The organism is Achromobacter xylosoxidans A8, from assembly GCF_000165835.1.
Taxonomy (GTDB): domain Bacteria; phylum Pseudomonadota; class Gammaproteobacteria; order Burkholderiales; family Burkholderiaceae_B; genus Achromobacter; species Achromobacter xylosoxidans_B.
Map to the genome: position 1 here is coordinate 3,303,247 of NC_014640.1, position 25,773 is coordinate 3,329,019.

The 25,773-nt window shown below is 67.7% G+C and carries 22 protein-coding genes; 3 read left to right on the forward strand and 19 right to left on the reverse strand.

Features of this window, described 5'->3' with window-relative positions; translation table 11 throughout:
• Nucleotides 1-67: 67 nt before the first annotated feature.
• Nucleotides 68-1,225, forward strand: a complete 1,158-nt coding sequence (locus tag AXYL_RS15330) for a Fic family protein (RefSeq protein WP_013393720.1) — start codon at nt 68-70, stop codon at nt 1,223-1,225.
• Here AXYL_RS15330 and AXYL_RS15335 read toward each other — a convergent pair.
• On the reverse strand, nt 1,207-2,196 hold the full coding sequence (locus tag AXYL_RS15335) for a LysR family transcriptional regulator (RefSeq protein WP_013393721.1): 990 nt from the start codon (nt 2,194-2,196) through the stop codon (nt 1,207-1,209). The two genes, AXYL_RS15330 and AXYL_RS15335, sit on opposite strands and share 19 nt — an antisense overlap.
• 159 nt (nt 2,197-2,355) lie before the next feature.
• Here AXYL_RS15335 and AXYL_RS15340 point away from each other — a divergent pair, with 159 nt between their 5' ends.
• Nucleotides 2,356-4,062 (forward strand): thiamine pyrophosphate-binding protein, encoded by a 1,707-nt coding sequence (locus tag AXYL_RS15340; protein ID WP_013393722.1) that lies wholly within the window; start codon nt 2,356-2,358, stop codon nt 4,060-4,062.
• Here the strand turns inward: AXYL_RS15340 and AXYL_RS15345 are convergent.
• From AXYL_RS15345 to AXYL_RS15425, 17 genes are all read right to left on the reverse strand, one after another.
• Nucleotides 4,050-4,793, reverse strand: a complete 744-nt coding sequence (locus AXYL_RS15345; protein WP_013393723.1) for a class II aldolase/adducin family protein — start codon at nt 4,791-4,793, stop codon at nt 4,050-4,052. The two genes, AXYL_RS15340 and AXYL_RS15345, sit on opposite strands and share 13 nt — an antisense overlap.
• A gap of 16 nt (nt 4,794-4,809) precedes the next feature.
• The gene (locus AXYL_RS15350) at nt 4,810-5,802 is read right to left on the reverse strand and encodes a Bug family tripartite tricarboxylate transporter substrate binding protein (RefSeq protein WP_013393724.1); all 993 of its coding nucleotides are present in this window, start codon (nt 5,800-5,802) and stop codon (nt 4,810-4,812) included.
• 186 nt (nt 5,803-5,988) lie between these two features.
• Nucleotides 5,989-7,485, reverse strand: a complete 1,497-nt coding sequence (locus tag AXYL_RS15355) for an aldehyde dehydrogenase (RefSeq protein ID WP_013393725.1) — start codon at nt 7,483-7,485, stop codon at nt 5,989-5,991.
• Complete coding sequence (locus AXYL_RS15360) at nt 7,482-8,732, reverse strand: Zn-dependent hydrolase (protein WP_013393726.1); 1,251 nt, start codon at nt 8,730-8,732, stop codon at nt 7,482-7,484. Before AXYL_RS15360 ends, AXYL_RS15355 begins: the two co-directional genes overlap by 4 nt.
• Before the next feature lie 17 nt (nt 8,733-8,749).
• Nucleotides 8,750-10,462 (reverse strand): thiamine pyrophosphate-binding protein, encoded by a 1,713-nt coding sequence (locus AXYL_RS15365; protein ID WP_013393727.1) that lies wholly within the window; start codon nt 10,460-10,462, stop codon nt 8,750-8,752.
• Complete coding sequence (locus tag AXYL_RS15370; RefSeq protein ID WP_013393728.1) at nt 10,459-11,388, reverse strand: HpcH/HpaI aldolase/citrate lyase family protein; 930 nt, start codon at nt 11,386-11,388, stop codon at nt 10,459-10,461. The genes AXYL_RS15365 and AXYL_RS15370 overlap by 4 nt, the downstream gene beginning before the upstream one ends.
• Nucleotides 11,385-12,668 (reverse strand): TRAP transporter large permease, encoded by a 1,284-nt coding sequence (locus tag AXYL_RS15375; RefSeq protein ID WP_013393729.1) that lies wholly within the window; start codon nt 12,666-12,668, stop codon nt 11,385-11,387. The genes AXYL_RS15370 and AXYL_RS15375 overlap by 4 nt, the downstream gene beginning before the upstream one ends.
• A 4-nt stretch (nt 12,669-12,672) precedes the next feature.
• Nucleotides 12,673-13,152, reverse strand: a complete 480-nt coding sequence (locus AXYL_RS15380; RefSeq protein ID WP_013393730.1) for a TRAP transporter small permease — start codon at nt 13,150-13,152, stop codon at nt 12,673-12,675.
• Complete coding sequence (locus AXYL_RS15385) at nt 13,152-14,147, reverse strand: DctP family TRAP transporter solute-binding subunit (RefSeq protein ID WP_013393731.1); 996 nt, start codon at nt 14,145-14,147, stop codon at nt 13,152-13,154. Before AXYL_RS15385 ends, AXYL_RS15380 begins: the two co-directional genes overlap by 1 nt.
• A 35-nt stretch (nt 14,148-14,182) precedes the next feature.
• Complete coding sequence (locus AXYL_RS15390; protein WP_013393732.1) at nt 14,183-15,319, reverse strand: YncE family protein; 1,137 nt, start codon at nt 15,317-15,319, stop codon at nt 14,183-14,185.
• On the reverse strand, nt 15,316-16,128 hold the full coding sequence (locus AXYL_RS15395) for an ATP-binding cassette domain-containing protein (protein WP_013393733.1): 813 nt from the start codon (nt 16,126-16,128) through the stop codon (nt 15,316-15,318). Before AXYL_RS15395 ends, AXYL_RS15390 begins: the two co-directional genes overlap by 4 nt.
• Complete coding sequence (locus AXYL_RS15400; RefSeq protein ID WP_013393734.1) at nt 16,125-17,123, reverse strand: ABC transporter ATP-binding protein; 999 nt, start codon at nt 17,121-17,123, stop codon at nt 16,125-16,127. Before AXYL_RS15400 ends, AXYL_RS15395 begins: the two co-directional genes overlap by 4 nt.
• A 4-nt stretch (nt 17,124-17,127) precedes the next feature.
• The gene (locus AXYL_RS15405) at nt 17,128-17,997 is read right to left on the reverse strand and encodes an ABC transporter permease (protein WP_013393735.1); all 870 of its coding nucleotides are present in this window, start codon (nt 17,995-17,997) and stop codon (nt 17,128-17,130) included.
• Nucleotides 17,994-18,911, reverse strand: coding sequence for an ABC transporter permease (locus AXYL_RS15410; RefSeq protein WP_013393736.1), 918 nt, complete (start codon nt 18,909-18,911; stop codon nt 17,994-17,996). The genes AXYL_RS15405 and AXYL_RS15410 overlap by 4 nt, the downstream gene beginning before the upstream one ends.
• 85 nt (nt 18,912-18,996) lie before the next feature.
• Nucleotides 18,997-20,502, reverse strand: a complete 1,506-nt coding sequence (locus AXYL_RS15415; protein ID WP_013393737.1) for an ABC transporter substrate-binding protein — start codon at nt 20,500-20,502, stop codon at nt 18,997-18,999.
• A 187-nt stretch (nt 20,503-20,689) separates the two neighbouring features.
• Entirely contained in the window at nt 20,690-21,424 is a 735-nt protein-coding gene (locus tag AXYL_RS15420) for a FadR/GntR family transcriptional regulator (RefSeq protein WP_041653609.1), read from the reverse strand.
• A 258-nt stretch (nt 21,425-21,682) separates the two neighbouring features.
• Nucleotides 21,683-22,702, reverse strand: a complete 1,020-nt coding sequence (locus AXYL_RS15425; protein WP_013393739.1) for a histone deacetylase family protein — start codon at nt 22,700-22,702, stop codon at nt 21,683-21,685.
• 304 nt (nt 22,703-23,006) lie between these two features.
• Here AXYL_RS15425 and AXYL_RS15430 point away from each other — a divergent pair, with 304 nt between their 5' ends.
• Nucleotides 23,007-24,245 carry an EAL domain-containing protein gene (locus AXYL_RS15430; RefSeq protein ID WP_013393740.1) on the forward strand — a complete coding sequence of 413 codons (1,239 nt, stop codon included), beginning with the start codon at nt 23,007-23,009 and terminating at the stop codon, nt 24,243-24,245.
• 36 nt (nt 24,246-24,281) lie between these two features.
• On the opposite strand, the gene AXYL_RS15435 is transcribed toward AXYL_RS15430, so the two are convergent.
• The gene (locus AXYL_RS15435) at nt 24,282-25,754 is read right to left on the reverse strand and encodes a hypothetical protein (protein WP_013393741.1); all 1,473 of its coding nucleotides are present in this window, start codon (nt 25,752-25,754) and stop codon (nt 24,282-24,284) included.
• Between the last annotated feature and the right edge of the window lie 19 nt (nt 25,755-25,773).

The window sequence follows — 25,773 nt, forward strand, 5'->3', positions numbered from 1 at the left end:
AGATTTATCTATTTATTATCAATAAGATAGAGGTTTGATCTATCGGAATAAAAACCGGAAAATAGTGATGTATAGCTCTCCAGAGCAGTTTTTGCCCATGATGCCGGGCGAGCATCTCCTCGAGCCCTACCTCGAGCGCGCGTCGCACGTCGTAAACCAAGCTTCGGAGCTTGGCGGATTGGCGCATTCCGCCACGCTTGCCTCGCTGCATGAATTGCTTCGAAGCATGAACTCTTACTACAGCAACCGCATTGAGGGGCAAAGCACGACTCCGCGGAATATTGATGCGGCGCTACGTCACAAATTTTCCGACAAACCCGAGATAGCGCAGTTGCAGCGCATCGCAGTTGCCCACATCGAGGCGGAAAAAGACGTCGAAGCACAGGCCGCCCACGCCTCTGCGCTGAATGCCGATTTCATCAAGATTGCACATCGGGCGTTGTATGGCCGTTTGGCGCCAGAGGACCGCAGGACCAAGGATGGACTGGTCGTGGAGCCGGAAAAGCTGCGGGAGGTCGACGTGTCCGTGGGTCGCCACAATCCGCCTGTGTGGCAGTCGTTGCCGCGTTTCATGGAGGCATTTACCAAGCATTACGATCGGCCGCGTCCGGCAGACGCTCGCCTGATCGCCATCGCGTGCGCGCATCACCGCATGGCTTGGATGCATCCGTTCGCGGACGGCAATGGCCGCGCGACGCGGCTACAGACACATGCGGCCATGTTGCCCATCACCAAGGGTGTATGGTCGGTCAATCGCGGCTTGGCCCGCGGCGTGCGGGACTATTACGGTTACCTGGCCGCGGCGGACGCGCCGCGCCAGGGCGATCTGGATGGACGTGGCAACCTGACCCAAAAGGGATTGCTCCAATGGGTCGATTACTTCCTGCGTGTGTGCGAAGACCAAGTCGCTTACATGTCCGATATGTTGGCGCTGGACTCAATGAAGGCAAAGATCAATGCGTCGGTTCTGGTCGAGACAGCAAAAGGACGGCTACGGGTGGAAGCCGCCTTGCCCATCTATCATTTGTTTGCGGCGGGGCCAACTACGCGAGGTGAATTCATTCAAATGACGGGTCTGGGTGAACGCACAGGCAGATCCCTGTTGTCCGCTGCCTTGAAATGCGGGTTGGTGGCATCCGATACCTCCCACGCGCCCGTAAGGTTCGCCTTCCCGCTGGACTCGCTGCCGATTCTGCTGCCGGCGCTCTACGGGGCGGAAGAGTAGCCGCCGCCAGGTTCAGCGGACACGCAACGCACTCCCGCCATCCGCATATACGACCGATAAGGCTCCGCCTGAACCATCCCCTCCAGCAACTCCCGCAGGACGTCCTGCACGATCTTCACCGCCTGCGTCAGCGGCCGGTTGGATGCGGTGGCCAGCATCAGGCGCGTGGACAGGGCGGGATTGACGATCCTGCGGGCGACCAGCTGGCCGCTGTGCAACTCGCCCACCACCGCAGGCAGGGCCAGGACCGTGTGGGCCAGTCCGTTCAGGACGATTTCCTTCATCAGTTCCAGCGCGTCCATTTCGAACACGACATTCAGGGGCGCATCGGCCTGCGCTGCCGCCTGTTCCAGCGTGCGGCGCAGGCCGTGGCTGCGCGTGGGCAGCGCCAACGGCAGATCAGCCAGCTGCGAGAAGTCGATGGAGGACAAGGCCCGCGCGGCGGGCGACAGGTTCTGCGCCGGCGACACCAGCGCCAGGTCCAGCTCGGCCAGGGGATCGACCACCACGTGCTGCGAGCGCCGCGCGTCGTGCAGCACGGCGATGTCGACGCGGGCGTTGGCCAGCCATTCGTGCACATAGCCGCTATAGCCCGTGATGACGTTGAGCTGGATGCGCGGATGGCGTTTCCATACTTCCGCCACCAGCGGCATGCCGACCATGTGCGACAAGGTGGGCGTCAGTCCCAGCGTGACCTGGCCGGAGGGCGATTTCTGCTCGTCGTGGAATTCGGTCACGACCCGAGCCATTTGCGCCAGCAAGGGGCGCAAGCTATCCAGCAGCTTCTCGCCTTCGGGCGTCAGGGACACGCCGCGGCCATTGCGGTAGAGCAGGGCGCAGCCGCATTCGTCTTCCAGCTTCCTGACCTGCCGGCCCAGCGCCGATTGCGCGATGCCGAGCACCGAGGCGGCCTTGGAGAAGCTGCCCGAATCGGCCACGTGGATCAGGTTCTCGATCTTGCGTAAGTCCATCGCGATGTCTCGCCGCCTGCTTGCGGGCAGGCGCTCCTAGTGTGCGTTTTTTGTATATCTGATAGGCACAGTATGCCTACATGACATCCCGCCAGCCATCCTAGAATTCCTGCGTATTCGCCCCGCGCCTGAGCGCTTGTCCTTGGTTTCCGGCCCTCCATGACACCTGTTTCCGAACTGAACACGTCTTCCCACGCCTTGCTCGACATCTTCGCCCGCAACGGCATCGACCGCGTTTTCCTCGTGCCCGGGGAAAGCTATCTGGGGGTGCTCGACGCCTTGCATGATTTCCCGGGCATCGACGTGGTGACCTGCCGGCATGAAGGCGGCGCGAGCTTCATGGCCTGCGCCGACGGCCGGTTGACGGGCCGGCCGGGCGTGGTCATGGTGTCTCGGGGGCCAGGCGCGGCGAACGCGGCCATCGGCGTGCATGCCGCGCAGCAGGATGGCGTGCCCATGATCCTGCTGATCGGACAGGTGCCGCGCAAGGACCTGCGCAAGGAGGCGTTCCAGGAGATCGACTATCAGCAGATGTTCGGTTCCATCGCCAAGTGGGTGCATGAGGTGGCGGCGCCGGAGGACCTGGCCTGGGCCGCCTTCAAGGCGCTGCGGGTGGCGACTGCCGGCACGCCCGGGCCGGTGGTGCTGGTGGTGCCGGAAGACGTGCAACAGGCGCTGGTGCCGCAACCGGATTGGGTGGCCGAGCCTGTCAGCCCGGTGCAGCCGGCGCCCGCCACACTGGCGCGGCTGCAGGCCTTGCTGGATGCCGCAAGCAAGCCGCTGATCATCGCCGGCGGCGCCTTCAACGCGCCGGGCGGGCGCGAGGCGCTGTTGGGGCTGGCGGAACGGCACGGCATCCCGGTGGCGGTATCGTTCCGCCAGCACGACCTGTTTCCGAACACGCACCCGCTGTACGCGGGCGACCTGGACCTGGCGACGCAAGCGGCCCAGGTCGCGGCCTTCGACGCCAGCGACCTGATCCTGGCGCTGGGCACGCGCCTGGGCGATATCACCACGCAGGGCTATGCATTCCCCGGCTATCCCAAACCCTCGCAGACGCTGGTGCACTGCCATGCCGACGCGCATTTCGTGAACCAGCATTTCGCGGCCGACGTCGGCATCGTGGCCGATCCGGTGGCCACTGCGCAGGCCTTGGCGGCCTTGCCCGCGACGGGCTGCGCGGCGCGCGGCGACTGGGCGGCCTCCTTGCGCGCCATCCGGGAACGCGTATCCGCCTGGCCCGATCCCAAGGCGGACGACGGCGTGCCGTTCGTGTCCGTGGTCCGCGCCCTGGCCGAGCAGGCGCCGCGCGACCTGATGGTCTGCCTGGACGCGGGCACCTTCGCCGCGCCGGTGTACCGCCATTTCCCCTTTGCCTACCCGCAGAGGCTGATGGCCTCGCAGTCCGGCGCCATGGGCTATGGCACGCCGGCCGCCATTGCCTCTCAGCTGCGCAACCCGCAAAGCAAGGTGGTATGCCTGGTCGGCGACGGCGGCTTCATGATGACGGGCAACGAGATGATGGCCGCGGCCGAGCGCGGACTGCCGGTGTTCTTCATTGTCTCCAACAACAATTGCTATGGCTCCATCCGCCTGCATCAGGCGCGCACCTATCCCGGGCGTTACGCAGGCACCAATCTCGCCAGCCCCGATTTCACGATGATGGCGCGCGCCTTCGGCATGCAGACCGAGCACGTCACCCGCGCGGACCAGGTGGCCGGGGCCATCGCGCGCGGGCTGGCCTCTACCGTCCCATACTTCCTGGAGGTCAAGACCAGCCTCGCCGCGATTCTGCCGGAAGGCGCGGACAGCGGGGCAGGCATCGACCTGCTGGGGCGCGGCCAGCCGGCGGCTCATTCGCGGTAGCCGGGATCCTTCCTGTCCATCAGGCGCAGCATGGCAGGCCATTCCAGTTCGCCGAAGGGCCGGCGGGTGGTCGGTTGGTACAGGTGCCAGGTCTTTTCGATCACTTCCGGAGGTGGCAGGCAAAGTTCGCGGTTGGCGGCCAGGGCGTCGACCTGCGCCTTGCACGCCATCTCCAGCCAGTACAGCGTGTTGAACGCCTGCGCGATGCTGGGGCCTGCCGCCAGCAGGCCGTGGTTGCGCAGGATCATCGCCTCGCTCTGGCCCAGGTCCGCCACCAGCCGCGCGCGCTCGTCCAGGTCGATGGCCACGCTTTCGTAGTCGTGGTACGGGATCTTGGCGAAGCGCATGGCGGTCTGGGTCAGCGGCAGCAAGCCGCATTGCAGCGCCGACACCGCCATGCCGGCCCGCGTGTGCGTGTGGATGACGCAGTGCACGTCGTGGCGGGCGCCGTGCACCGCGCTGTGGATGACGTAGCCGGCGGCGTTGATGCCGTACTCGCCCGGATTGTCCAGCACGTTCCCGTCCAGGTCGATCTTGACCAGGCTGGACGCGGTGATTTCGTCATACATCATGCCGTAGGGGTTGATCAGCAGATGGCCCTCGGGTCCGGGTATGCGCGCGGTGATGTGGTTGTAGATGAGATCGCTCATGCCAAAGTGGGACACCAGCCGGTAGCAGGCGGCCAGTTGGATGCGGGTGTCGCGTTCCGCGGGACTCATGGGGCTATGCATGGTTCGGGTCTCCGGTTCAGTCGCTGGCTTTGACGTTGAAATCGCGCACCACCTTGCCCCACGACTCGTACTCGGACTTCATCAGCGCGCCGAATTCCGCGGGCGTGGCGGTGGTGCGGACCTGGGCGCCCAGGTCCGCCAGCTTGTCGCGCACGGCGGGGTCCGCCAGCACGGTATTGACCTCGGCGGCCAGCTTTTGCTGGATCTCGGGGGGGATGCCGGCGGGCGCGATCAGGCCCAGCCAGGCGCCCATGTCGAAGCCGGGGTAGCCCTGTTCGGCGACGGTGGGCACGTCGGGCAGACTGGCGACCCGCTGCGGCGTGCTGACGGCGATCGCTTTCAGGCGGCCGGCCTTCACCAGAGCCAGCGAAGACACCATGGTGTCGAAGGTGGCGTAGGTCCGTCCGCCGACGATGTCCGTCTGCGCCTGGCTGCTGCCCTTGTAAGGCACGTGGATCATGCTGGCGCCAGCCTTGGCCAGCAGCACCGAGGTCACCAGATGGCTGGTGGTGCCCACGCCGGTGGTGGCGTAGGTGTACTGGTTCGGCTTGGCCTTCACGGCCGCGAGGAAGTCCTTCAGATTGTTGGCCGGGTTGTCGGGACTGACCACGAACAGGTAGGGCAGCCAGGTCAGCAGGCCGATCGGCGCGAAGTCCTTGCGCGCGTCGTAGTTCAGGTTGGGATAGACGTGCGGGTTGATGGCCTGCGGCGCGGACGCGCCTATCATCAAGGTATAGCCGTCGGGCTTGGCGCGCGCGCCCAGGCCGGCGGCGATGGAGCCGCCCGCGCCGGGCTTGTTTTCGACGATGAACTGCTGGCCCAGGCGCTGGGCCAGGCGGTCGCCGACCATGCGGGCGACGGTGTCGGTGGCCGTGCCGGGCGGGAATCCGACCAGGATGGTGACGGGTTTGGAGGGATAGGGGGCTTGCGCCCAAGCCGGCCCGGCCGCGGCCCAGGCCGTGGCGGCCAGCATGGCGGCCAGCGCGGCTCGCCTTGTCGCATTGCGCATCGTCGTCTCCAGTCATTGTTCTGATGGCGGGAGAGCGCCTGCGCCTGCCCGCAACGGAACCGCGGTGGGCAGCCCGTCGCCGTTCAAGGTCGCACAAGGACCCACCGCCTTCAATGACTCCAGCGGCCAAGCAGATAACGCGAAATGGCATGGATGGCGGACGCCGCGCAGGCGTCCGCCGGGGGATCAAGCCGTCAGGCTGATCCAGGTCGTCTTCAGGTCGCTGTACTTGTCCAGCGCATGCAGCGACTTGTCGCGGCCGAAGCCGGACTGCTTGACGCCGCCGAACGGCACGGTAATGTCGCCGTCGGCGTAGCAGTTGACCCACACCAGGCCCGCGCGCAGGCGGCGCGAGAGGCGGTGGGCGCGCGACAGGTTGGCGGTCCAAAGGCCTGCGCCCAGGCCGTAGATCGAGTCGTTGGCCAGCCGCAGCGCGTCGTCCTCGGTGGCGAAGCGCTGCGCGGCCAGCACCGGGCCGAAGATCTCCTCGCGGACCAGGCTGCTGTCCTGGCTGGGGCAATCGAAAATCGTCGGTTCGATGTAGTAGCCGCCAGTGGCGCCAAGGGCCTGGCGGCCGCCCATGCGCAGTTGCGCGCCTTCGGCGGAGCCCGCTTCGATGCGGGCCAGCACGCCGCGCATCTGGCGCTCGTCGACCATGGCGCCCATGGCGGTGGCGGGGTCCAGCGGATCGCCCGGCTGCAGCGTGGCAGCGTAGTCCGCAACTTTGGCCATGAAGGCGTCGTAGATGCCGTCCTGCACGTACAGGCGGGAACCGGCGATGCAGACTTCGCCCTGGTTGGAGAAGATGGCCAGCGCCGCGGCCTGCGCGGCGCGGTCCAGGTCGGGGCAGTCCTCGAACACGATGTGCGGCGACTTGCCGCCGCATTCCAGCCAGACGCGCTTCAGGTTCGATTGGCCCGAATACTCCATGAAGCGCTTGCCGGTGGCGGTGGAGCCGGTGAAGGCGATGCAGTCCACGTCGGGATGCAGGCCCAGCGCCTGGCCGGCCTGCGCGCCCAGGCCGGGCACCACGCTGAAGACCCCGGCGGGAATGCCGGCTTCCTCGGCCAGCGCCGCCAGCCGGATGGCCGACAGCGAAGCCTGTTCGGCCGGCTTGAGGATGACGCTGTTGCCGGCCGCCAATGCGGGCGCGACCTTCCAGGCGGCCATCATCAAGGGGTAGTTCCAAGGCACCACCGCTGCCACCACGCCCAGGGCTTCGCGCGTGATGGTCGCCAGCGCGTCCGGGCCGGTGGGGGCGATCTCGTCGTAGATCTTGTCGATGGCTTCGGCGTACCAGGCGTAGCAGCGCGCGGTCTCCGGCACGTCGAAGGCCAGCGCATCCCGGATCGGCTTGCCCATGTCCAGGGTTTCCAGCAGCGCCAGTTCCTCGCGGTGCGTGTCGATCAGGGCGGCCAGGCGCAGCAGATGCTGCTTGCGCTGGCGCGGCGCCAGGCCGCTCCAGACGCCGGCCTCGAAGGCGCGGCGGGCGGCCTGCACGGCGCGGTCCACGTCGGCCGCGCCGCAAGACGCCACGTCGGCCAGCTTGCGCCCGTCTATCGGGCTGGTGGCGGGGAAGGTGGCTCCATCGGCCGCGCCGCAGTAGGCGCCATCGATATAGGCCTGGCCGTTGAAGGCGAGCGCGGCGGCGCAGGCGCGCCAGTAGGCGGCATCCTGGCTCATGACCGGGCCTCCTGGGCGTTGGCGCGCGCCACCATGGCGTCCAGCAGCACGTTGCAGCCGGCTTCCAGGTCGGCGGGCTTGGCGTCCTCGATCTCGTTATGGCTGACGCCATCCTTGCAAGGCACGAAGATCATGGCGGTAGGCGTGACGGCAGCCATGTAGACCGCGTCGTGGCCGGCGCCGGTGACGATGTCCATGGCGGCCAGGCCGCGGCGGGCGGCGCCGTCGCGCACCTTGCCCACCAGGTCCAGGTCGAACGGCGTGGGCGGGAAATACTGCACATGCTTCACGTCCACGGCCACGTTGTGGCGCTGCGCGATCTCCGCGCAGATCTCGTGCCAGCGCTGGTCCATGCGGGTGAGCGTGGCTTCGTCTTCGTGGCGCAGGTCCACCGTGAAGCGCACCTGGCCCGGGATGACGTTGCGCGAACCGGGGTGCGCATGGATCTCGCCCACGGTGCCGCGGCCATGCGGCTGATTGCCGTTGGCGATGTCCACGACCGCCTGCAGCAGGTAGCTGGCGGCATAAAGCGCGTCGCGCCGGATCGGCATCGGGGTGGGGCCGGCATGCATTTCCATGCCGGTCACGGTCACGTCGTACCAGCGCAGGCCGAGCGATCCGGTCACCACGCCGACCACTTTTTCCTCGTGCTCCAGGATCGGACCCTGCTCGATGTGGGCCTCGAAGTAGGCCCCCACCGGGCGGCCGCCCACGGGGTCCGTCCCGGCATAGCCGATGGCGGCCAGCTCGTCGGCCACCGACTTGCCGTCGCGGTCGGTGGCCGACAGCGCCACTTCCAGCGGGAACTTGCCGGCGAACACGCCCGAACCCATCATCACGGGCACGAAGCGCGAGCCTTCCTCGTTGGTCCAGATGGCCACTTCCAGCGGCGCTTCCGTAACCACGCCATGGTCGTTCAGGCTGCGCATGACTTCCAGGCCCGCCAGCACGCCGTAGCAGCCGTCGAACTTGCCGCCGGTGGGCTGGGTGTCGATGTGGCTGCCCGTCATGACCGGCGGCAGATCGTTGTTGCGGCCGGCGCGGCGGGCGAAGATGTTGCCCACCTGGTCCACGCGCAGCGTCAGGCCGGCATCGCGCATCCAGCCGGTGACCAGGTCGCGGCCCTGGCCGTCCAGCGCGGTCAGCGCCAGGCGGCAGTTGCCGCCCTTGGCCGTGGCGCCGATCTGCGCCAGGTCCATCAGCGACTGCCACAGCCGCTGTCCGTTGATCGAGATAGTCGTCGTCATATTGGAATCCCTCTGTGTCAGTGGCTGGCGGCGGCATTGCGGGCCAGCGCGGCCTCGCGGATGCCCATCAGGGTTTCGCCCGGCGAAATGCCGTTGGCGTCGTAACGAATTTCCAGCAGGGCCGGCAGGTTCTCGCGCTCGGCAAAGGCCAGCGCGCGCTCGAAGGCGGGGCCGAAGCTGGCGGTGTCTTCGACAGCTTCGCCATAGCCGCCGTAGCCGCGGATGATCTGGGTGAAGTCCGGATTTTCGAAGGACAGGGCGATGGTGCGGGCCGGGAACTCGCGTTCCTGGTGCGCGCGGATGGTGCCCCAGATGCCGTTGTTGAATACCAGCACCACCACGCCCAGCCGGTACTGCAGCGCGACGCCCAGCTCCTGCATGTTCATCTGGAAGCAGCCGTCGCCGGCGTAGCACACCACCGTGCGCTTGCGGTCTTCCAGCTTGGCCGAGATAGCCGCCGGCAGGCCGTAGCCCATGGAGCCCACGGTGGGCGTGAGGCTGGTGCCCGGCCCGGCATAGCGGCGGTAGCGATGCGGATACAGCGCATAGTTGCCCGCACCCACGGTGATGCAGGCGTCGGCCGGCACATGCGCGTCGACGTAGGCGGCGGCCTGGTCCAGGCTCATCGGGCCGGGCGAGGCCAGCGGTTCCAGGCTGTCGACCAGTTCCTGGTGGGCTGCGCGCACGGCGGCGCCGCGTGCCGTCTTGTGGCCGGGGACCAGTTGGGCCACGCTGGCGGCGAAGCTGGCCACATCCGCCACGATGGCCTGGGTCGGCGAGAACACGCGGCCCAGCTCGGCGGCGTCGGGATACACATGGATCAGTTGCTGGCGCGGCAGCGGGCTCTCGATGACGGTATAGCCTTCGGTAGTGGCCTCGCCCATGCGCGTGCCCACCGCCAGCACCAGATCGGCGTCGCGCAGGCGCTGGCGCAGTTCCGGCGTCATGGCCCAGCCGACGTGGCCGGCGGCGTTGGGGTGGCGCTGGTCGAAGCACTCCAGGCGGCGCCAGGCGGTGCCCACCGGCAGCTCGAAACGCTCGGCAAAGCCGGCGATCTGGTCGATGGCGGTCTGGTGCCAGCCGTTGCCGCCCAGCAGCAGGAAGGGCCGTTGGGCGGCATCCAGCAATTGCGTCATGCGGTCCAGGTCGGCGGCGCCAGGGTGGCTGTGCACGCGCGGGTAGCGCGGCAGGTCGGCCACGCGGGCGCGGCCCCACAGCGTGTCTTCGGGCAAGGCCAGCACCACGGGACCCGGCCGGCCGCTGGTGGCGACGGCGAAGGCACGCGAGATGTACTCGGGAATGCGGTCGGTGCGGTCGATCTGCGCCACCCACTTGGCCATCTGGCCGAACATGCGGCGGTAGTCGATCTCCTGGAACGCTTCGCGCTCCATGAAATCATTGCCGACCTGGCCCACGAACAGGATCATCGGGGTGGAATCCTGGAAGGCGGTATGCACGCCGATGCTGGCGTTGGTGGCGCCCGGGCCGCGCGTGACGAAGCAGATGCCGGGCTCGCCGGTCAGCTTGCCATAGGCCTCGGCCATGTAGGCCGCGCCGCTTTCCTGGCGGCAGACGACGGCTTCGATGGCATCGGTGTGGTCGTTCAGCGCGTCGATGCAGGGCAGATAGCTTTCGCCGGGGATCATGAACACGCGGCGCGCGCCATGGATGCGCAGCTGCTGCATCAGGATCTGACCGCCATTGCGTTCGGGAATTGCGGCTGACGTCATGCGGAGTCTCCTTGTTGCGGGACGGCCTGCGCGCGGCGCTCGGCGGCCCATCGTTCGAATTGGTGATGGCGCGCCAAGAGGCGGCGCGCGGTGTTGTAGACAGGCGGATCGATGCGCTCGGCGTCGTGGCGGCCGGCGCGCTGGGCTTCGTAGCGGACGACGCAATCTTGCGCTGCCGCGACTTCATCCGGGGCGGGCGTGAACACGGCGTGGATCAGCTTGACCTGATCGGCCACCGTCGCGCACTTGGACTTCAGCCCCAGGCGGCGGGCCCAGCGCACATCGGCTTCCAGCGCCGGCATGTCGCGGTAGTTGAACGGGCAGTCGATCGGCAGGCAGCCGGCGGCGGTGCAATCCAGCAGGAAGCGGGCGCGCACGTGGTGCAGCTCGATGCCGTCCTTGCCGCGTTCGGCGCCCAGGCTGGCGCTCAGGTCCTCGGCGGCAAGCAGGCAGGCGGACACGCGCGCGCTGGCGGTCAGGATGTCGTAGGCGCGGTGCACGCCCAGCGCCGACTCCAGCGTGGGCACGATCTCGGTGCTGCCGGCGGGCAGGCCGAGTTCGGCTTCCAGCGCGGTGATCGCCTGGTCCAGCGCGGCGATCTGCGCCGCGCTTTCGGCGTGCGGCAGGAACACGGCGTCCGGCGCGCCCGGCATCACGCCGCGCAGGTCCGCCAGGCCGTCGTCTTCAAGCTTGTTGATGCGCACCGCGGCCACCACGCCCAGGGCGCGGCAGCGGCCGAACAGCTCTGCAATCAATGGGCGCGCGGCTGGCCGATCCGCCGGGGCGGTGAACTCTTCCAGATCCGCGACCAGCGCATCGGCGCCGCTGGCCAGGCCGTCGGCCTGGGCGTTGGCGTCGAATCCGGGCACGAACATCCAGCTGCGGCGCAGGAACGGTGGACGGCGGGAGGGAGTGATAGGGGTCATTGCACGTGCCTCGGCAGGAACAGCACCAGTTCAGGTACGAAAGTCAGCAGCAGCATGACCGCGGTCATGGCCAGCATCATCCAGGACAGCGGGCGCAGCGTCTGCATCATGTTGATGCCGCCGATCTTGCACGCGGCCATCAGGTCGACGCCGACCGGCGGCGTGTTGGCGCCGATGGCCATGTTGATCGACAGCAGGATGCCGAAGTGCACCGGGTCGATGTTGTAATGCGCCAGCACCGGCATCACCACGGGAGCGACGATGATGATGACCGGAATGGCTTCCATGAAAGTGCCCAGGAGCAGCAGCACCACCGTCAGCACCAGCAGCACGGCAGTCTTGCTGTCGGTCCATTCGACCAGCAGCGTGGACAGCGCCTGCGGCACCTGTTCGGCCACCAGCACCCAGGCGAACAGGCCCGACGCGCCGATGATGAGCAGGATGGAGGCGCTGCTTTCGCCGGTGGACTTCAGGTTGTCCCACAGCGACTTCAGGCTCAGCGTGCGGTACCAGAAAAAGCCGATCAGCAAGGCGTAGATGATGGCGCTGGAGGCGGCCTCGGTGGCGGTGAAGATGCCGAAGCGGATGCCGCCGATGATCAGCACCGGCACCATCAGCGCGGGCAGCGCGTCGATGGCCGCGGCGCGCAGCTCGGGCCAGCTGAAGGGCTGGCCGCCGGCCCAGTTGTGCTTGCGCGATTGCCAGATGGCCACGCCGATCAGCGACAGCCCCAGCAGAATGCCCGGAATGATGCCGGCCACGAACAGCTTGCCCACCGAGGTGTCGGTGATGGTGCCGTAGACGATCAGCACGATGCTGGGCGGGATGATGGTGGAGGTGGCGCCGGCGCTGCCGACCAGGGCGCAGGAAAAGCCCTTGTCGTAGCCGCTGCGGGCCATGGCGGGCAGCAGCAGGCTGCCGATGGCGACCACGTCGGCCACGCCGGAGCCCGACAGCGCGCCGAACATCAGGCAGGCCAACACGGCCACCACGGCCAGGCCGCCCTTGATGTCGCCGACGATGGCGGCGCACAGGCGCACGATGCGCTGGGTCAGGCCGGCGCCGTTCATCAGTTGAGCCGCCAGGATGAAGAGCGGAATCGCCAGCAGCGTGAAGCTGTCCAGCCCCACCACATATTGCTGCGCCGCCACCATCATGGGGGCGGAATCGTAGACCGCCAGGTAGGCCAGGCAGGACAGCACCAGGCCGAAAGCGATGGGCATGTCGATCAGCACCGTGATCGCGAACACGCCCATCAGGAAGAGAGCACCCGTAGACATCTTGTTAATCCTTTGCAGCGGCGGGAGCGGTGGAGAACAGCTGGGCCAGATGCACCACGATGGTGATGGCGCAGGCGAAGGGCAGCGCCAGATACACCACGCCGGCCGACACGTCCAGCGCCGGCAGGGTCTGGTCCATGGTCAGTTCGGCCAGTTGCCAGCCGGCATAGCCCAGCGCCGCCAGGCCGACGATGATGAGCGCCTGGTTGATGCGTTCAAAGACATTCAGGATGCGGGGATTGCGCACCACGAAGGGCAGCAGCCCCGCCATCAGGTGCGAGCGCTCAAAGCTGCAGACGACGCCGCCGATGAAGGCGGACCACACCAGCACCAGGCGCGGCAATTCCTCGGCCCAGTGCGGCGTGGTGTGGGTGACGAAGCGGGCGAACACCACGTAGGAAATCAGGATCGCCAGCAAGGCCACCGCCAGGGCGGCGAAGGCCTTGCTGATGCCCGACAGGATCGCGGACAGTCGGTTGAGCATTACTTGGCCTCGCGGTACTTCTGCACCAGGGCCATCAGCTCGGGGCCGTAGGTGACCGAGTAGGTCTTCCACACCGGCGCGACCGCGGCGGCGAAGGCGGGCTTGTCGACCTCATTGACCTGCATGCCTTTTTCCCTCAACTGGGCGATGAACTGCTGGTCGCCATCCGTGATCATCTGGCGCTGGGCGTCGCGCCACTTGTCGGCGGCGGCCTGCACGATCTTCTTGTCGTCGGCCGAGATGCGGTTCCAGACCGGCTTGGAGATGATCAGGTTGGCGGGACCCCAGACGTGGCCGGTCAGCGACAGGTACTTCTGCACTTCGAAGAAAGACGAGGTGTAGATGATGGACAGCGGGTTCTCCTGGGCGTCGAACACTTTCTGTTGCAGCGCCGAGTACAGTTCGCCGAAGGCCAGCGGCGCGGGGTTGGCGCCCAGCGCGGTAAAGGTGTCCAGGCGCATCTTGTCGGGCGTGACGCGGGTCTTCAGGCCTGCCAGGTCGGCAGGCTTGGCGACTGCGCCGCGGTTGTTGGTGACGTGGCGGAAGCCGTTTTCCCACCAGGAAATGATGGTCAGGTTCTTCTTGTCCGCCAGCTTGGCCAGCGCCTCGCCCAACTCGCCGTCGAACGCCTTGTAGGCCTGCTGGGAGGTGGACCAGGTATAGGGCAGCTCCACCACGCCGAACTTGGGCTCGATGGGCTGCAGCGAACCCGAGCCGATGATGGCCGCGCCCTGGCTGCCGATCTGCAGGCCTTCGAGCATGGTCTTCTCATTGCCGAGCTGGCCGCTGGGGAACAGCACGAAATTGACGCGGCCGGCGGTCTTTTCCTTGACCTCGGCGGCAAAGCCTTCGGCGGCCTTGTTCCAGCTGTGGCTGGGCGCCAGCACGTGGCCGAGCTTGATGTCCAGGGCGTGGGCCGACAGCGGCGCCAGGCCGGCGAGGGCGAGCAGGGCGGCGGCCAGCAAGGTTTGTTTCTTTTGAGGAGCGATGGTCATGGCGGAACTCCGGGAGCAGGGGGAAATGGGTAGGGTCAGTAGGACTGCGCGCGCATCGATGCGGGCCGTCCAGGCAGGGCGATGCGGGTGCCGGTGTCGCTCAGGCCGTGGTCGCCCACGGCGAGGACCTGCATTTCGGCATCCAGAAAATTGCCGACGTACAGATAGCGGCTGTCGGGACTGAAGGCCACGCCCTCGGGCAGCGCACCGACCTCGGCGGCGCCGGCGCGGGTCACGGACTGGCCGTCGATACGCAGCAATACGATCTGCCCGCGCGGATGGTGGAACCAGGCGCTGGACGGGTTGTTCGAACCCTGCACGATGGCGACCGCCGCGTAGCGGCCGTCGGGACTGATGGCGATGCCTTCCGGGCCGTCCTCGACCATGACGCGGTCGATCACGCGCGGCGGATCGGCGCGCAGATCCACCACGCTGACCGAATCCGCGTGGCCGTCCGACGCGGTCGGGCTGCCCATGTCCACCACCAGCGCCAGCGCGCCGTTGGGCGACACCACCAGGTTGAACGGCACCAGGCCGGTGGTCAGGTCCTCGGCGGGATCATGGGTCACGATGGGGTTTGCACCGCTCTCGTCTATGCGCAGCAGGCCCAGGCGATGGCTGTCGGTCTTGACCACGAAGGCGCGGCGGCCGTCGGCGGCAAAAGACACCGCCACCACTGGGGTGCCCATGTCCACTTCGCCGCAGACTTCGGCGCGCTTGCCGGCGATGCGCAGCACCGACACGGAGCGGCCGGCCTTGTTGGCCACCAGCGCCAGCGTGCCGGCGCGGTTGATGGCCAGGCCCGAAGGCTGCAGCCCGACCTCCAGCCGCTGCACGATGGCCGGCGGATTGGCTTCCAGGTCGATCACGTACAGTCCGCGGCCAGGCTCGGGCTGCCAGCCGGCGCCATCGGCGCGCGCGCGCCAGTCCATGGAATCCGCGATCAGGCCCAGGCGTTGGTCCGGCGTGACGGCCAGGTTGACCGGCGGGCCGAACAGCGAGTTGGGCAGGGAAAGGGTGGCGACCAGTACGGGCGCGGCGGGATTCGCGCCGGCGTCGTAGACGCACAGGCTGTCATTGCCCGGCGCCAGGAAACGGATCTGGCCGTCGTCCCAGGTGACCTTCTGGTCGTTGCCGACCAGCAGCAGGTGGCGTGCGTTCCGAGGGCTCATGCCGCCAGCTCCTGCGCCTGCGGCACCGCCAGGGTGGCGCCGATGAGTTGCCGCGTGTACGGATGGACCGGCTCGAAGTAGACCTGGCTGGCGGAGCCGCGCTCGACCACGCGGCCGCCTTGCAGCACCACGATCTCATCGGCGATGTGCTGCACCACGGCCAGGTTGTGGCTGATGAACAGATAGCCCAGGCCGCGCTCGAGCTGCAATTCCATCAGCAGGTTCAGGATCTGCGCCTGCACCGACACGTCCAGCGCGGAAGTGGGCTCGTCGCAGATCAGCAGCTGCGGCTCCAGCATCAGCGCACGCGCGATGGCCACGCGCTGGCGCTGGCCGCCCGATAGTTCGCGCGGATAGCGCGCGGCGAAGGCCGGCACCAGGCCCACGGCGTCCATCATCCGGCGCACCGCGGCGGCTTGGGAGGCTGCATTGCCGATGCCATGCGTGCGCAGCGGCGCGGTCAGGATTTCGTTGATGGTGCGGCGCGGGTTGAGCGAGGAGTACGGATCCTGGAACACCATCTGGATGCGGCGGGCGCGGGCGCGCGCCGGCATCGCGGCCAGTGGTTTGCCGTCCAGCAGCGCCTGGCCCTGCGTCGGCGCCAGCAGGCCCAGCATCAGCTTGGCGATGGTGGACTTGCCGCTGCCGGATTCCCCCACCAGGCCGATGGTCTGGCCGGCGGGCACGTGCAGGTCGATGTCATGCAGGATGCGCGGGGCGGGACGACGCGAGAACAGGCTGGCGCGGCCGTACTGGAAGCACAGCGCGTTCAGGCTGATGCTGGCGTTGGGCGTAGCGTGGCGGCTCATGCCGTGGCTCCTAGGCGCATTGCGCCGGGTTTGATGCACAGGCAGCGATGTGCGCCCTGCACGCGCGCCGGGAAGGGCTGGGCGCAGCGGGCTTCGGCCACCGGACAGCGCTCGCGGAAGGCGCAGCCGCGAATAGCGGTGTCCAGCGAGGGCACGGCGCCGGCGATGGTGGGCAGGTCGGCGCGCGGCGCGGTGCGCCCGGGCTGGGGGATACAGTTCAGCAGCATGGCGGTATACGGATGGCTGGGGTGCTCCAGCACCTCGCGCACGCTGCCGCCTTCGACGATGTCGCCCGCGTACATGACGATGACGTGGTCGGCGATGCGCGCCACCAGGCCCATGTCGTGGGAAATGAACACCATCCCCAGGCCGAACTCGGCCTGGATGTCGCGCAGCAGGTCCAGCAGCTCGGCCTGCACGGTCACGTCCAGCGCGGTGGTGGGCTCGTCGGCGATCAGCAGTTCGGGGCCGCACATCAGGGCCATCGCGATCATCACGCGCTGGCGCAAGCCGCCCGACAACTCAAAGGGATACTGCCGCATGCGGTCGCGGGGATTGGCGATGCCGACGCGGCGCAGCAGGTATTCGGCGCGCTCCTCGGCCTCGCGGCGGCTGACGCGCTTGTGCCGGCGCAGCACGTCCACCAGTTGCGTGCCGATGGGGAACACCGGGTTCAGCGAAGTCATCGGATCCTGGAAGATCATGGCGATGCGCGCGCCGCGCAACTGCGCCAGCGCGGCGGGCGTGAGCGCGGCCAGGTCCTGGCCGGCGAACTCGAGCTTGGCCACGCGGCGGCGCGCGGCCGCCGGCAGCAGGTCCAGCAGCGCCAGCGCGGTCAGCGACTTGCCGCAACCCGATTCGCCGACGATGCACAGGGTCTTGCCGCGTTCCAGGCTGAAGTCCACCGCCCGCACCACGTGCTTGGTGTGCGTGGGTGTGTGGATGTCGATGTGCAGGTTCTCGACCCGCAGCAGGGGTTGGCTGTTTGCGGTCATGGGATCAGCCCTTCTTCATTTGCACGGCGCGCAGCGCTTCGCCGGCGCGGTTCACGCACAGCACCAGCACGAACAGGACCACGCTGGGAATCACCACCAGCGAGGGCTGGAACAGCATGTTTTCCTTGCCCTCGGCGATCATCAGGCCCAGCGACGGCATCGGCGCCGGCACGCCCAGGCCCAGGAACGACAGCGACGCTTCCAGCGTGATCGCCATGGCAGCGTCCACGGTGCCGATAATGAGCAGGTTGCCCACCAGATTGGGCAGGATGTCGCGCCAGATGATTTGCAGGTGGGTGCAGCCCTGCAAGCGCGAGGCCGTGACGAACTCGGCGTTGCGCAGGCCGGCCGCCATGGTCCGGGCCACCAGCGCATAGCGTTCCCACAGCAGCAGGCCCAGCACCAGCACCACCACGGTGAGCGAGGCGCCCACCACCGAGACCACCGCCAGCGCCACCAGGATGATGGGCAGGGCCAGGCGCGCGGTGATCAGGAAGGACACGGCGCGATCCACCGCGCCGCCGAAGTAGCCCGCCGCCACGCCCAGCGTGGTGCCGATCAACCCGCCCATCAGCGCGACCGACAGGCCGATCAGCGCCGACACGCGCACGCCGTACAGCGCCCGCGCCAGCACGTCGCGGCCCAGCTGGTCGGTGCCGAGGATGTGATTCCAGCTGCCGTCCTCGCTCCAGACGGGCTCCTGCAGACGGGCCAGCAGGTCTTGCGTGTAGGGATCATGCGGGACCAGGTAGGGACCCAGCAGGCCGGCCAGCACCAGCAGCGCCAGCATGGCCAGGCCGAAGTTGCGGCCATAGCGGGCCGCGCGTTCGCCACGCGAGCGGACGGGAAGAGAGGAGGCGATGACGCTGCTCATGATGAAACTCGCACGCGGGGGTCGAGCCAACCGTTGACCAGATCGGCGACCAGGGTGAGGACGATGTAGATCAAGGCGAAGATCAGGATCAGCGCCTGCATCGTGGGAAAGTCGCCGCGCAGGATCGAGGTCCAGGCCAGCAGGCCCGCGCCATTGATGGCGAACACGGTCTCGATGACGACGGAGCCGGCCAGCAAGGTGCCCATCTGGGCTGCGGCCAGCGACACCAGCGGCCGCAAGGCATTGCGCAGCGCGTACTTCAACACCACGCTGGGGCCGCCCAAGCCCATGGCGCGGGCGGTGCGGATGTAATCGGTGGCCAGCACGGTTTCCATTTCGGATTTCATCAGGCGCAACATGGCTGGCATGGCGAACAGCCCCAGGGCGGTCACCGGCATGACATAGTGCTTCCAGCTGTCGAAGCCCGAGGCCGGCAGCCATTGGTTGCGCACGCTGAAAAGGATGATGAGCAGGAAGGCCAGGCAGAACGGCGGCATGGCCTGGGCGCAGGCCGACAGCAGCATGGTGCCGCGGTCGATCAGCGAGCCGCGGCGCAATCCGGCCAGCACGCCCAGCGGTATCGCCAGCAGCAGCGCAAACAGCATCGCGGCCAGGCCCAGCTTGGCGGTGGCGGGGAAATGCTGGGTCAGCAGTTCGGCCACGGGGCGGCTGAAGTACAAGCTGTCGCCGAAATCGCCGCGGGCGACGCCGGCCAGCCAGCGGCCGTACTGCACTAGGATCGGGTCGTTGAAGCCGTGCAGCTGCGCCAGGCGGGCCGCGTCGGCGGCGCTGCCTTCGCCAGCCAGGCGCGCCGCCGGATTGCCGGAAGCGAACACCAGCGAGAAGCTGATCAGCGAGACGAACACCACCAGCAGCGCGGATACCACCAGGCGACGGAACAGGAATGCAATCATGGGGCTACCTATGACGGTGTGCGCCGGGGGGACCGCCGTTCCCGCCCGTTTGGGCCTGGGAACGGGGCCATGCCGGCGGGGCCGGTCAGTTCCAGCGGGCCTTGTAGAAACGAGGGAACTCGTCGCCATCGACCGAGAAATTCAGGTCCTTGGCCTGCACGGCGTTGAGCGAGTGGTTCCACAGCGGCACCCAGTAGGCCTGGTCGGCCACGATCTTCTGGGCGGCGGCATAGTTCTTGGCGCGCAGTTCGCGGTCCACGGAGGTGTCGGCGGTTTCCAGGTACTTGATGACTTCCGGATTGCGCGCCTGGTCATCCGGGCCGCCGCGGAAGAAATTGCTGGTCGACAGCGCCGCGTCGGCGATGCCGTAGGAGCCCCAGTTGGACGACAGCATGGCGATCTTGCCTTCGCGCCAGTTGGTCATGGCGGTGCCGTACTGTTGTTCGACCAGGTTCAGCTTGATGCCGGCCTGCGCCATCTGCGCGGCGGCGGCGTCCAGGATGGCGCGCGGCGGGGCCGAGATCACCAGGTCCAACGTCACGCCGTTGGGGTAGCCGGCCTGGGCCAGCAGCTGCTTGGCGCGGGCCGGGTCGAACTTGTAGGACTGCACGTCGGCGGCGCAGCCGAACTGGGCCGGGTTGCAGGCCGCGTTGATGACCTTGGACGCGCCGCCGACCAAAGCCTTACGGATGGCTTCGCGGTCGATGGCGTAGTTGATGGCCTGGCGAACTTCCTGCTTGGCCAGCGGCGATTTGCCGCCGTCAAATTGCGGGTTCAGCGAGATGTAGCTGATGCGCATGATGCTGCTGCTCTTGACCGTGACGGCCGGCTGCTTTTCCATGCGCTTGGCGACGTCGGGCGGGACGCGCCAGATCCAGTCCAGGCCGCCGGAGAGCAGTTCGGCGTACTGGGTGTTGGCGTCGGGCAACACGCGCACCACCAGCTTCTGCACGGCCGGTTTGGCGCCGAAGTAGTCTTCGAAGCGTTCATATACGTAGCGGCTGCCGGGCTGGCTTTCCACCAGACGGTAGGGGCCGGTGCCGATGGGCTTGGCGCCCATGTCGGACTGGTTGGCCTCGTAGTACTTGCGCGGATAGATCGGCAGGTTTTCCGACAGCATCTCCAACGCCAGCGGGTAGGGCGTCTTCATCTTGATGCGCACGGTGTCGTCGGAAGCCTTCTCGGCCTTTGCGATCCAGGCGACCTGGTTCTGGAACCGCGCCTTGTAGCCTTCCGAGGACACCAGGTTCAGCGTGTACAGCACGTCGTCGATGGTCAGCAGCGAGCCGTCGTGGAACTTCACGTCCTTGCGGATAGGCAGTTCGATGGTGGTGTCGTCCACGAACTTATAGCCGGTGGCGATGGCCGGACCGAATTCGCCCGTGTCCTGGTTTTTCTGCAGCAGCCCCGAAAACACCATGCGCGCCAGCGCCAGGCCGGGGCGGTCCGATTCCTTGTAGGCGTCCAGCGTGGCGGGCGCCGCATCGAAGGCGATGTTGAGGGAGTTGTCAGCCTTATTGGCCTGGGCGGCATGGGCGCCAAGCGCCAATAGCGCCGCGCTCAAAAGCTTCACGGTACGGGTCAGCTGCATGTTTTCACCTTGATGTGTTTTAGGTATGGGGCCTACGGGTATTGCGGGTGCTGCGGAACTGCTGCGTGCGTATCGGCAGGCAAGCCACTCCCCTTGCCGCTGGCGGCGCGTTTTGCGCCGGCGGTGCTTGCACGGTCGGTAAGGGAAGGGGCCTGGTTCTCAGGCCGGGGGTCAGGCGTTCATCAAATCATCGGATCCCAGCGCTGCCGAAGTCTTCCCGCAGGCGGGCCAGGATGCCGACCAGGTGGTCGTGCATGGCGTGGCGCGCGCGGATCGGATCGCGGTCGGATATGGCCGCGAGGATGCGTTCGTGTTCCTGCTGGGCTTCGCTCCACACCTTGGTGGTCACGAAGTGCTCTTCAAGACGGGTGAACACCGGGCTCAAGGTGCTGAGGTGCCAGATATGGGAGATTGCCGCGGCCAGCGCGGCGTTGCCGCAGGCTGCGCCGATCGCGCTGTGGAAGGCGCGGTCGTGCACGCTGGGCGATTCGGTCAGGGACATGCCTTCATGGGCCGCGCGGATCGCCGCGATCTGGGCGGGCGACGCTTTCTGCGCCGCCAGGGCCGCGCACTCGGGCTCCAGCAGCAAGCGGGTTTCGAGCAGGTCGAAGGGGCCGATGTCGGTGGCTTCGACGCCGTTGGCGGCGACCGGGGCAGGCTGCGGCGACTGGTACTGGCCGTCTTCGCGCGCCTGGTTCACGAACACGCCGGTGCCCACGCGGACCTCCACATACCCCTCGATTTCCAGCGCGATCAGCGCTTCGCGCACCGAGGCGCGGCTGACCTGCAACTGTTCGGCCAGCTCGCGCTCGGCCGGCAGCCGCCCGCCCGCGGGGAAGTCGCCCGCCTTGATGCGCGCGGCGATCTGGTCGGCAATCATGCGGTAGAGGCGGGTGGAGGCGACGGCCTGGAGAGAGGTCATTGTGGCGTTCGGATGGATGATCGGGATGTAGAGGGTAAAGGCTCTGCCCAGGCTTGTCTTGCGTCGCACTCCCGGCATGGCCTGGAGTGTCCGGATATCTGGTGGCCCAGTGGTCAGGCCACTGGACGAAATGTACCGGAGGCGGTCCGGCTTGTGAACCGGGCTTTTCCATTTTTAGGGAAAACCACTAGCGAGGCGTTTGCCTGCGGCGGTGGCGCGCGGCCGGCGTCCGCGGCGGGTCGCCGGCCAGGTACGGGTTCAAGCCGAAGCCAGTCCGCCGAAGAAGCGCGAGGCGTTCGATTCCAGCCCTTCGATGTAGTAGCCGCCTTCTTGCACGATCAGGGTGGGCAGCTTCAGGCCGCCGACTTCCCGGCCCAGGCGTTCGAAGCCGTTTTCGCTGACGGCGACCATGGCTTGCGGGTCTTTTTCGAAGATGTCGAAGCCCAGCGACAGCACCAGGGCGTCGGGCTGGAACAGTTCGATGGCGCGGCGCGCTTCGGCCAGCTTGTCGAAGAACACCGACTCCGGCGAACCGTGCGGCATGGGCAGGTTGATGTTGTAGCCATAGCCCGGGCCGGCGCCGAGCTCGTCGGCATGGCCGGCGACCACGGGATAGAAGTTTTCCGGGTCGCCGTGGATGGATACGTACAGCACGTCGCTGCGCTCGTAGAAGATCTCCTGGATGCCCTGGCCGTGGTGCATGTCGGTGTCCAGGATCACCACGCGCGGATAGCGCGAGGTCAGGCGCTGCGCGGCGATGGCGGCATTGTTCAGGTAGCAGAAGCCGCCGGCCGCGTCGCGTCGCGCATGGTGGCCGGGCGGGCGGCAGATGGCGTAGGCGTGGCGCTCGCCGGCCAGCAGCGCGTCGGCGCCGGCGATGGCGCATTGCGCCGACCAGTAGGCCGAATGCCAGGTGTGCTGGCCGACCGGGCAGCTGCCGTCGGCCAGGTAGCGCGCGGCCTGCGCCAGTACGCCGCGCAGGGCGTTGGGCTCGCGCACGAAGACGTTGGAGACGACCTCGTCGCCCCAATCGTCGGGCAGCTGCTTCCAGGCGGCGTGCGCGCCTTGCAGGAAACGCAGGTAGTCCAGCGTGTGCACTGCCGAAATCGCGCCGGCGCCCTGGTCGGGCGGGGCTTGAACGTCGAAGCCCAGCTTGCGCGCGGCCTCTGCCAGCGCGTCCAGGCGCGAGGGCACTTCCTGGGGGGTGCGCATCTTGCCGCGCGAGAAATAGGTCTGCGGGTGGTGCAGTTTCTGATCGTCGTGGAAATATGCCTTCATGCTGGATGACACCTGGTTGGGGGTTGACGCCGCGCCGGCCGGGCTTGCTGTTCTGGGCAGACGGCCAAGACGTCGTTATACGGCGGCCGCGACAGGAACGAAAGCAGGATGACGTGGGCAGCAACGGAATGGCCGGCATCGCTGCGACGCAATGCTTCGCGCTGCGATCGGCAAAATAGGACTGGGCTGATTTCGGTTCATGGCGACCGGTGGAACAATGAATTGGCCGGCAACTCACCGCCTCTGCCGCCGGCCTTCTGCGTGCCACGGCACAGCCGCTGGTCCTCCGTTCATCTGGAACATCATGCTCAAATCCGCCCTGATTGTCGATCAAGACGAAATCCAACGTTGCGCGCTGGTGCGGATGCTGGCCAAGATCGGCGTGCCCGAGGTGGCAATGGCGCATGATGGCGCGTCGGCGGTGGCGGCGATCCGGCAGCGGCAGTGGGACCTGGTCATCGTCGATCTCGACATGGCCGACCGCACGGGGCTGCAGATGATAGACGCCCTGGCCGATGCCGGAGGCTGTGGCGGCATCGCCATCGCCAGCAGCCATCCGTCCCGCATCCTGCAGGCCGCGGCAAGCTATGCCAGGAACCGCGGCGTGCCCATCATCGCCGCTCTGGGCAAACCCCTGGAAGCGGCCTGCCTGATTTCCCTGATCGAATCGCTGGCCAGGTCGGCCTTGGCCGACGGGGCAGCCACGCTACGCGCGGCGGCAGAGAGCAGCGGCGCGGTCCTGGCCGGCCTGAACCGGGAACGCCTGCTGCGCGCCCTGGCGCAGCGGGAAATCACGGCATATTTTCAGCCGCAGCATTGCGCGGCGACCGGCGAATTACGCGGCGCCGAAACACTGGCCCGCTGGGCCGGGGATGGCGGCGCGATGGTGCCACCCGCGGCGTTTCTGCCAGCCTTCGAGGCCACCGGCCTGCTCGAACCCCTGACCGGCTACATGCTGGCGCGCGCTTTCGAAGCGCAGCGCGAACTGGGCAGCCGCCCGGATTGCGTCATCGGCATCAATGTGCCGGCGGTTGTCGCCAGCTCCATCAGCTGGGCTCAGGACGTGGCCGACCGCGCGGAACAGGCGGGCGTGGAGCCACACCGCGTCGTCATCGAAATCACCGAGGACGGCGGGGCGCGCTCCAACGGGGCGCTGGCTGGCGCCATCACGCAATTGCGCCTGCGCGGCTTCAGCTGCGCGATCGACGACTTCGGCACCGGCGATTCATCGCTCGACCGCCTGCTGTGCGCGCCCTTTGACGAACTGAAGATCGACCGCGACCTGATCGCCCGCGCCGGCCGGCAGGGCCATGCCCAGAGCATCCTGGCCTGCACCATCGAAATGGCGCGGTCGCTGGACATGACGGTGGTGGCCGAGGGCATCGAAACCCATGAAGAGCTCGAGATGGTGCGCGCATTGGGGGTGCAGGTGACGCAAGGCTATTTCCACGGCCGGCCGATGCCGCTGGACGCGTTCCGCCAGTACGCGCTCAGCCAGGGCGTGATCGGACACGGAATCCTGAGGATGTACGCGAACGCCTGAGGCGGCAACCTGCGGCCGGCCGCAAGCCGGCATGGCTCAGGATCCCGCCAGCACCACCAGTACCGCCAGGCACAACAGCAGGCCGAAGGCCGCCAGCGCGTACGGCAGCAACTGCACATACACGCCGCGCTCTTCCCCGCGGCCATGGGCCAGCCCCGCCGCGATCGACATACGCACCGGCGAGAATATCCCCATGGACGTGCCGGACACATGCAGCAGCGCGGCCGCCGCTGGCACGCTGAGGCCCGCATTCAATGCCAGCGACAGCTGCGCCGGCATGAACAGGCTGTTGGGCGCGTTGCCGCTATTGGCCAGGATGCCGAATACGCCGGCCAGCACCGGCGTGATCAGGATGGTCCAGTCCTTCAGGCCAGCGAACAGGCCGTCGGCGTAGGCTTGCGAAATACCCGCGCCCGCCAGCACCTCGGCCATCATGGCGAACAGGAATACCGAGTACACGGCGTGGCGTCCGGTGGTCCAGGCCGCGCGCGCCTGGGTAACGAGCAGGCCGCGCTGACGGCATGCTGCCGCGATCAACACGGCGCCGATGATCAGCCAGCTGCCGGCATGCAGCAAGGGCATCCAGCCTGGCAGGTCCACAAACGGCCGGAACGCCGCCAGTCCGCCCAGGCCGCTGTTCAGGCCCGGCAGCAGGCGCGTGGCGACCAGCCATGCAATCATCAGGATGTAGGGCAGGGCCTTGCGCGCCGCGGCCTTCATGCGGGGCCGGTCCGGCCGGCGGTCCAGCAGGAAGCGCAGCACGATGAGCGGGCCATAGGCCGACAGCAGCGCGGTTTCTGGTCCCAGCAGCGCCGTCGCGGCGCTCAGCGCGGCCAGGCTCGCCATCATCCATGCGGCCTCGCGCACATGCTCGGCGGGCTCGGCCCGCAAGCCCGCGCGCCTTGCGGTGCGCCAGTACAGCAGCATCCACAGCACGGTCAGCAAGGCCACCGGCACCATGCCGTACAACGCCAGCTGGGTGGCCGGGACGCGCGCATAGGCCGAGGCCAGCAGCGTGCCGCTGCCCATGGCGCCCCAGGGAATCAGGGTTTGGCTCAGCAGTGCGAACACCATGGTCTCGCGCGGCTTCAGGTCCAGCGGTCGGATCAGCAGCACCGTGCCCAGCATGCCCACGCCAAAGCCGGTGGCCGACTCGGCGAAGGGGCCGACCAGGAAACAGGCGAAGAACAGCAGCCGGCGGCGCGCCAGGGGATGGGCCAAGGCGGTCTTGCTGCCGTCCGCCGCCTCGCGTGTCGCGCGTCCTTGCGCCGCCATGTTCCAGAACAGCAGTCCGCCCAGAATGTAGGGGGTGATGATCCAGCCTATCCAGAGACCCCGTTCCAGCGCCAGCCCGAGCTGGCCGGCGCCAAAAGACGCGGGCGCCGTGTACAGCGCGATCGGTACGGCGGCAAGCAGGCCGAGGACGGCGGCGGCGGTGGTGTTCAGGCGTCCGCTGGCAATGGCGCCGATGACGGCCAGGGCGGGCAAGGACCACAGGAGGTACATCATGGATGGATCGTCTGCATGG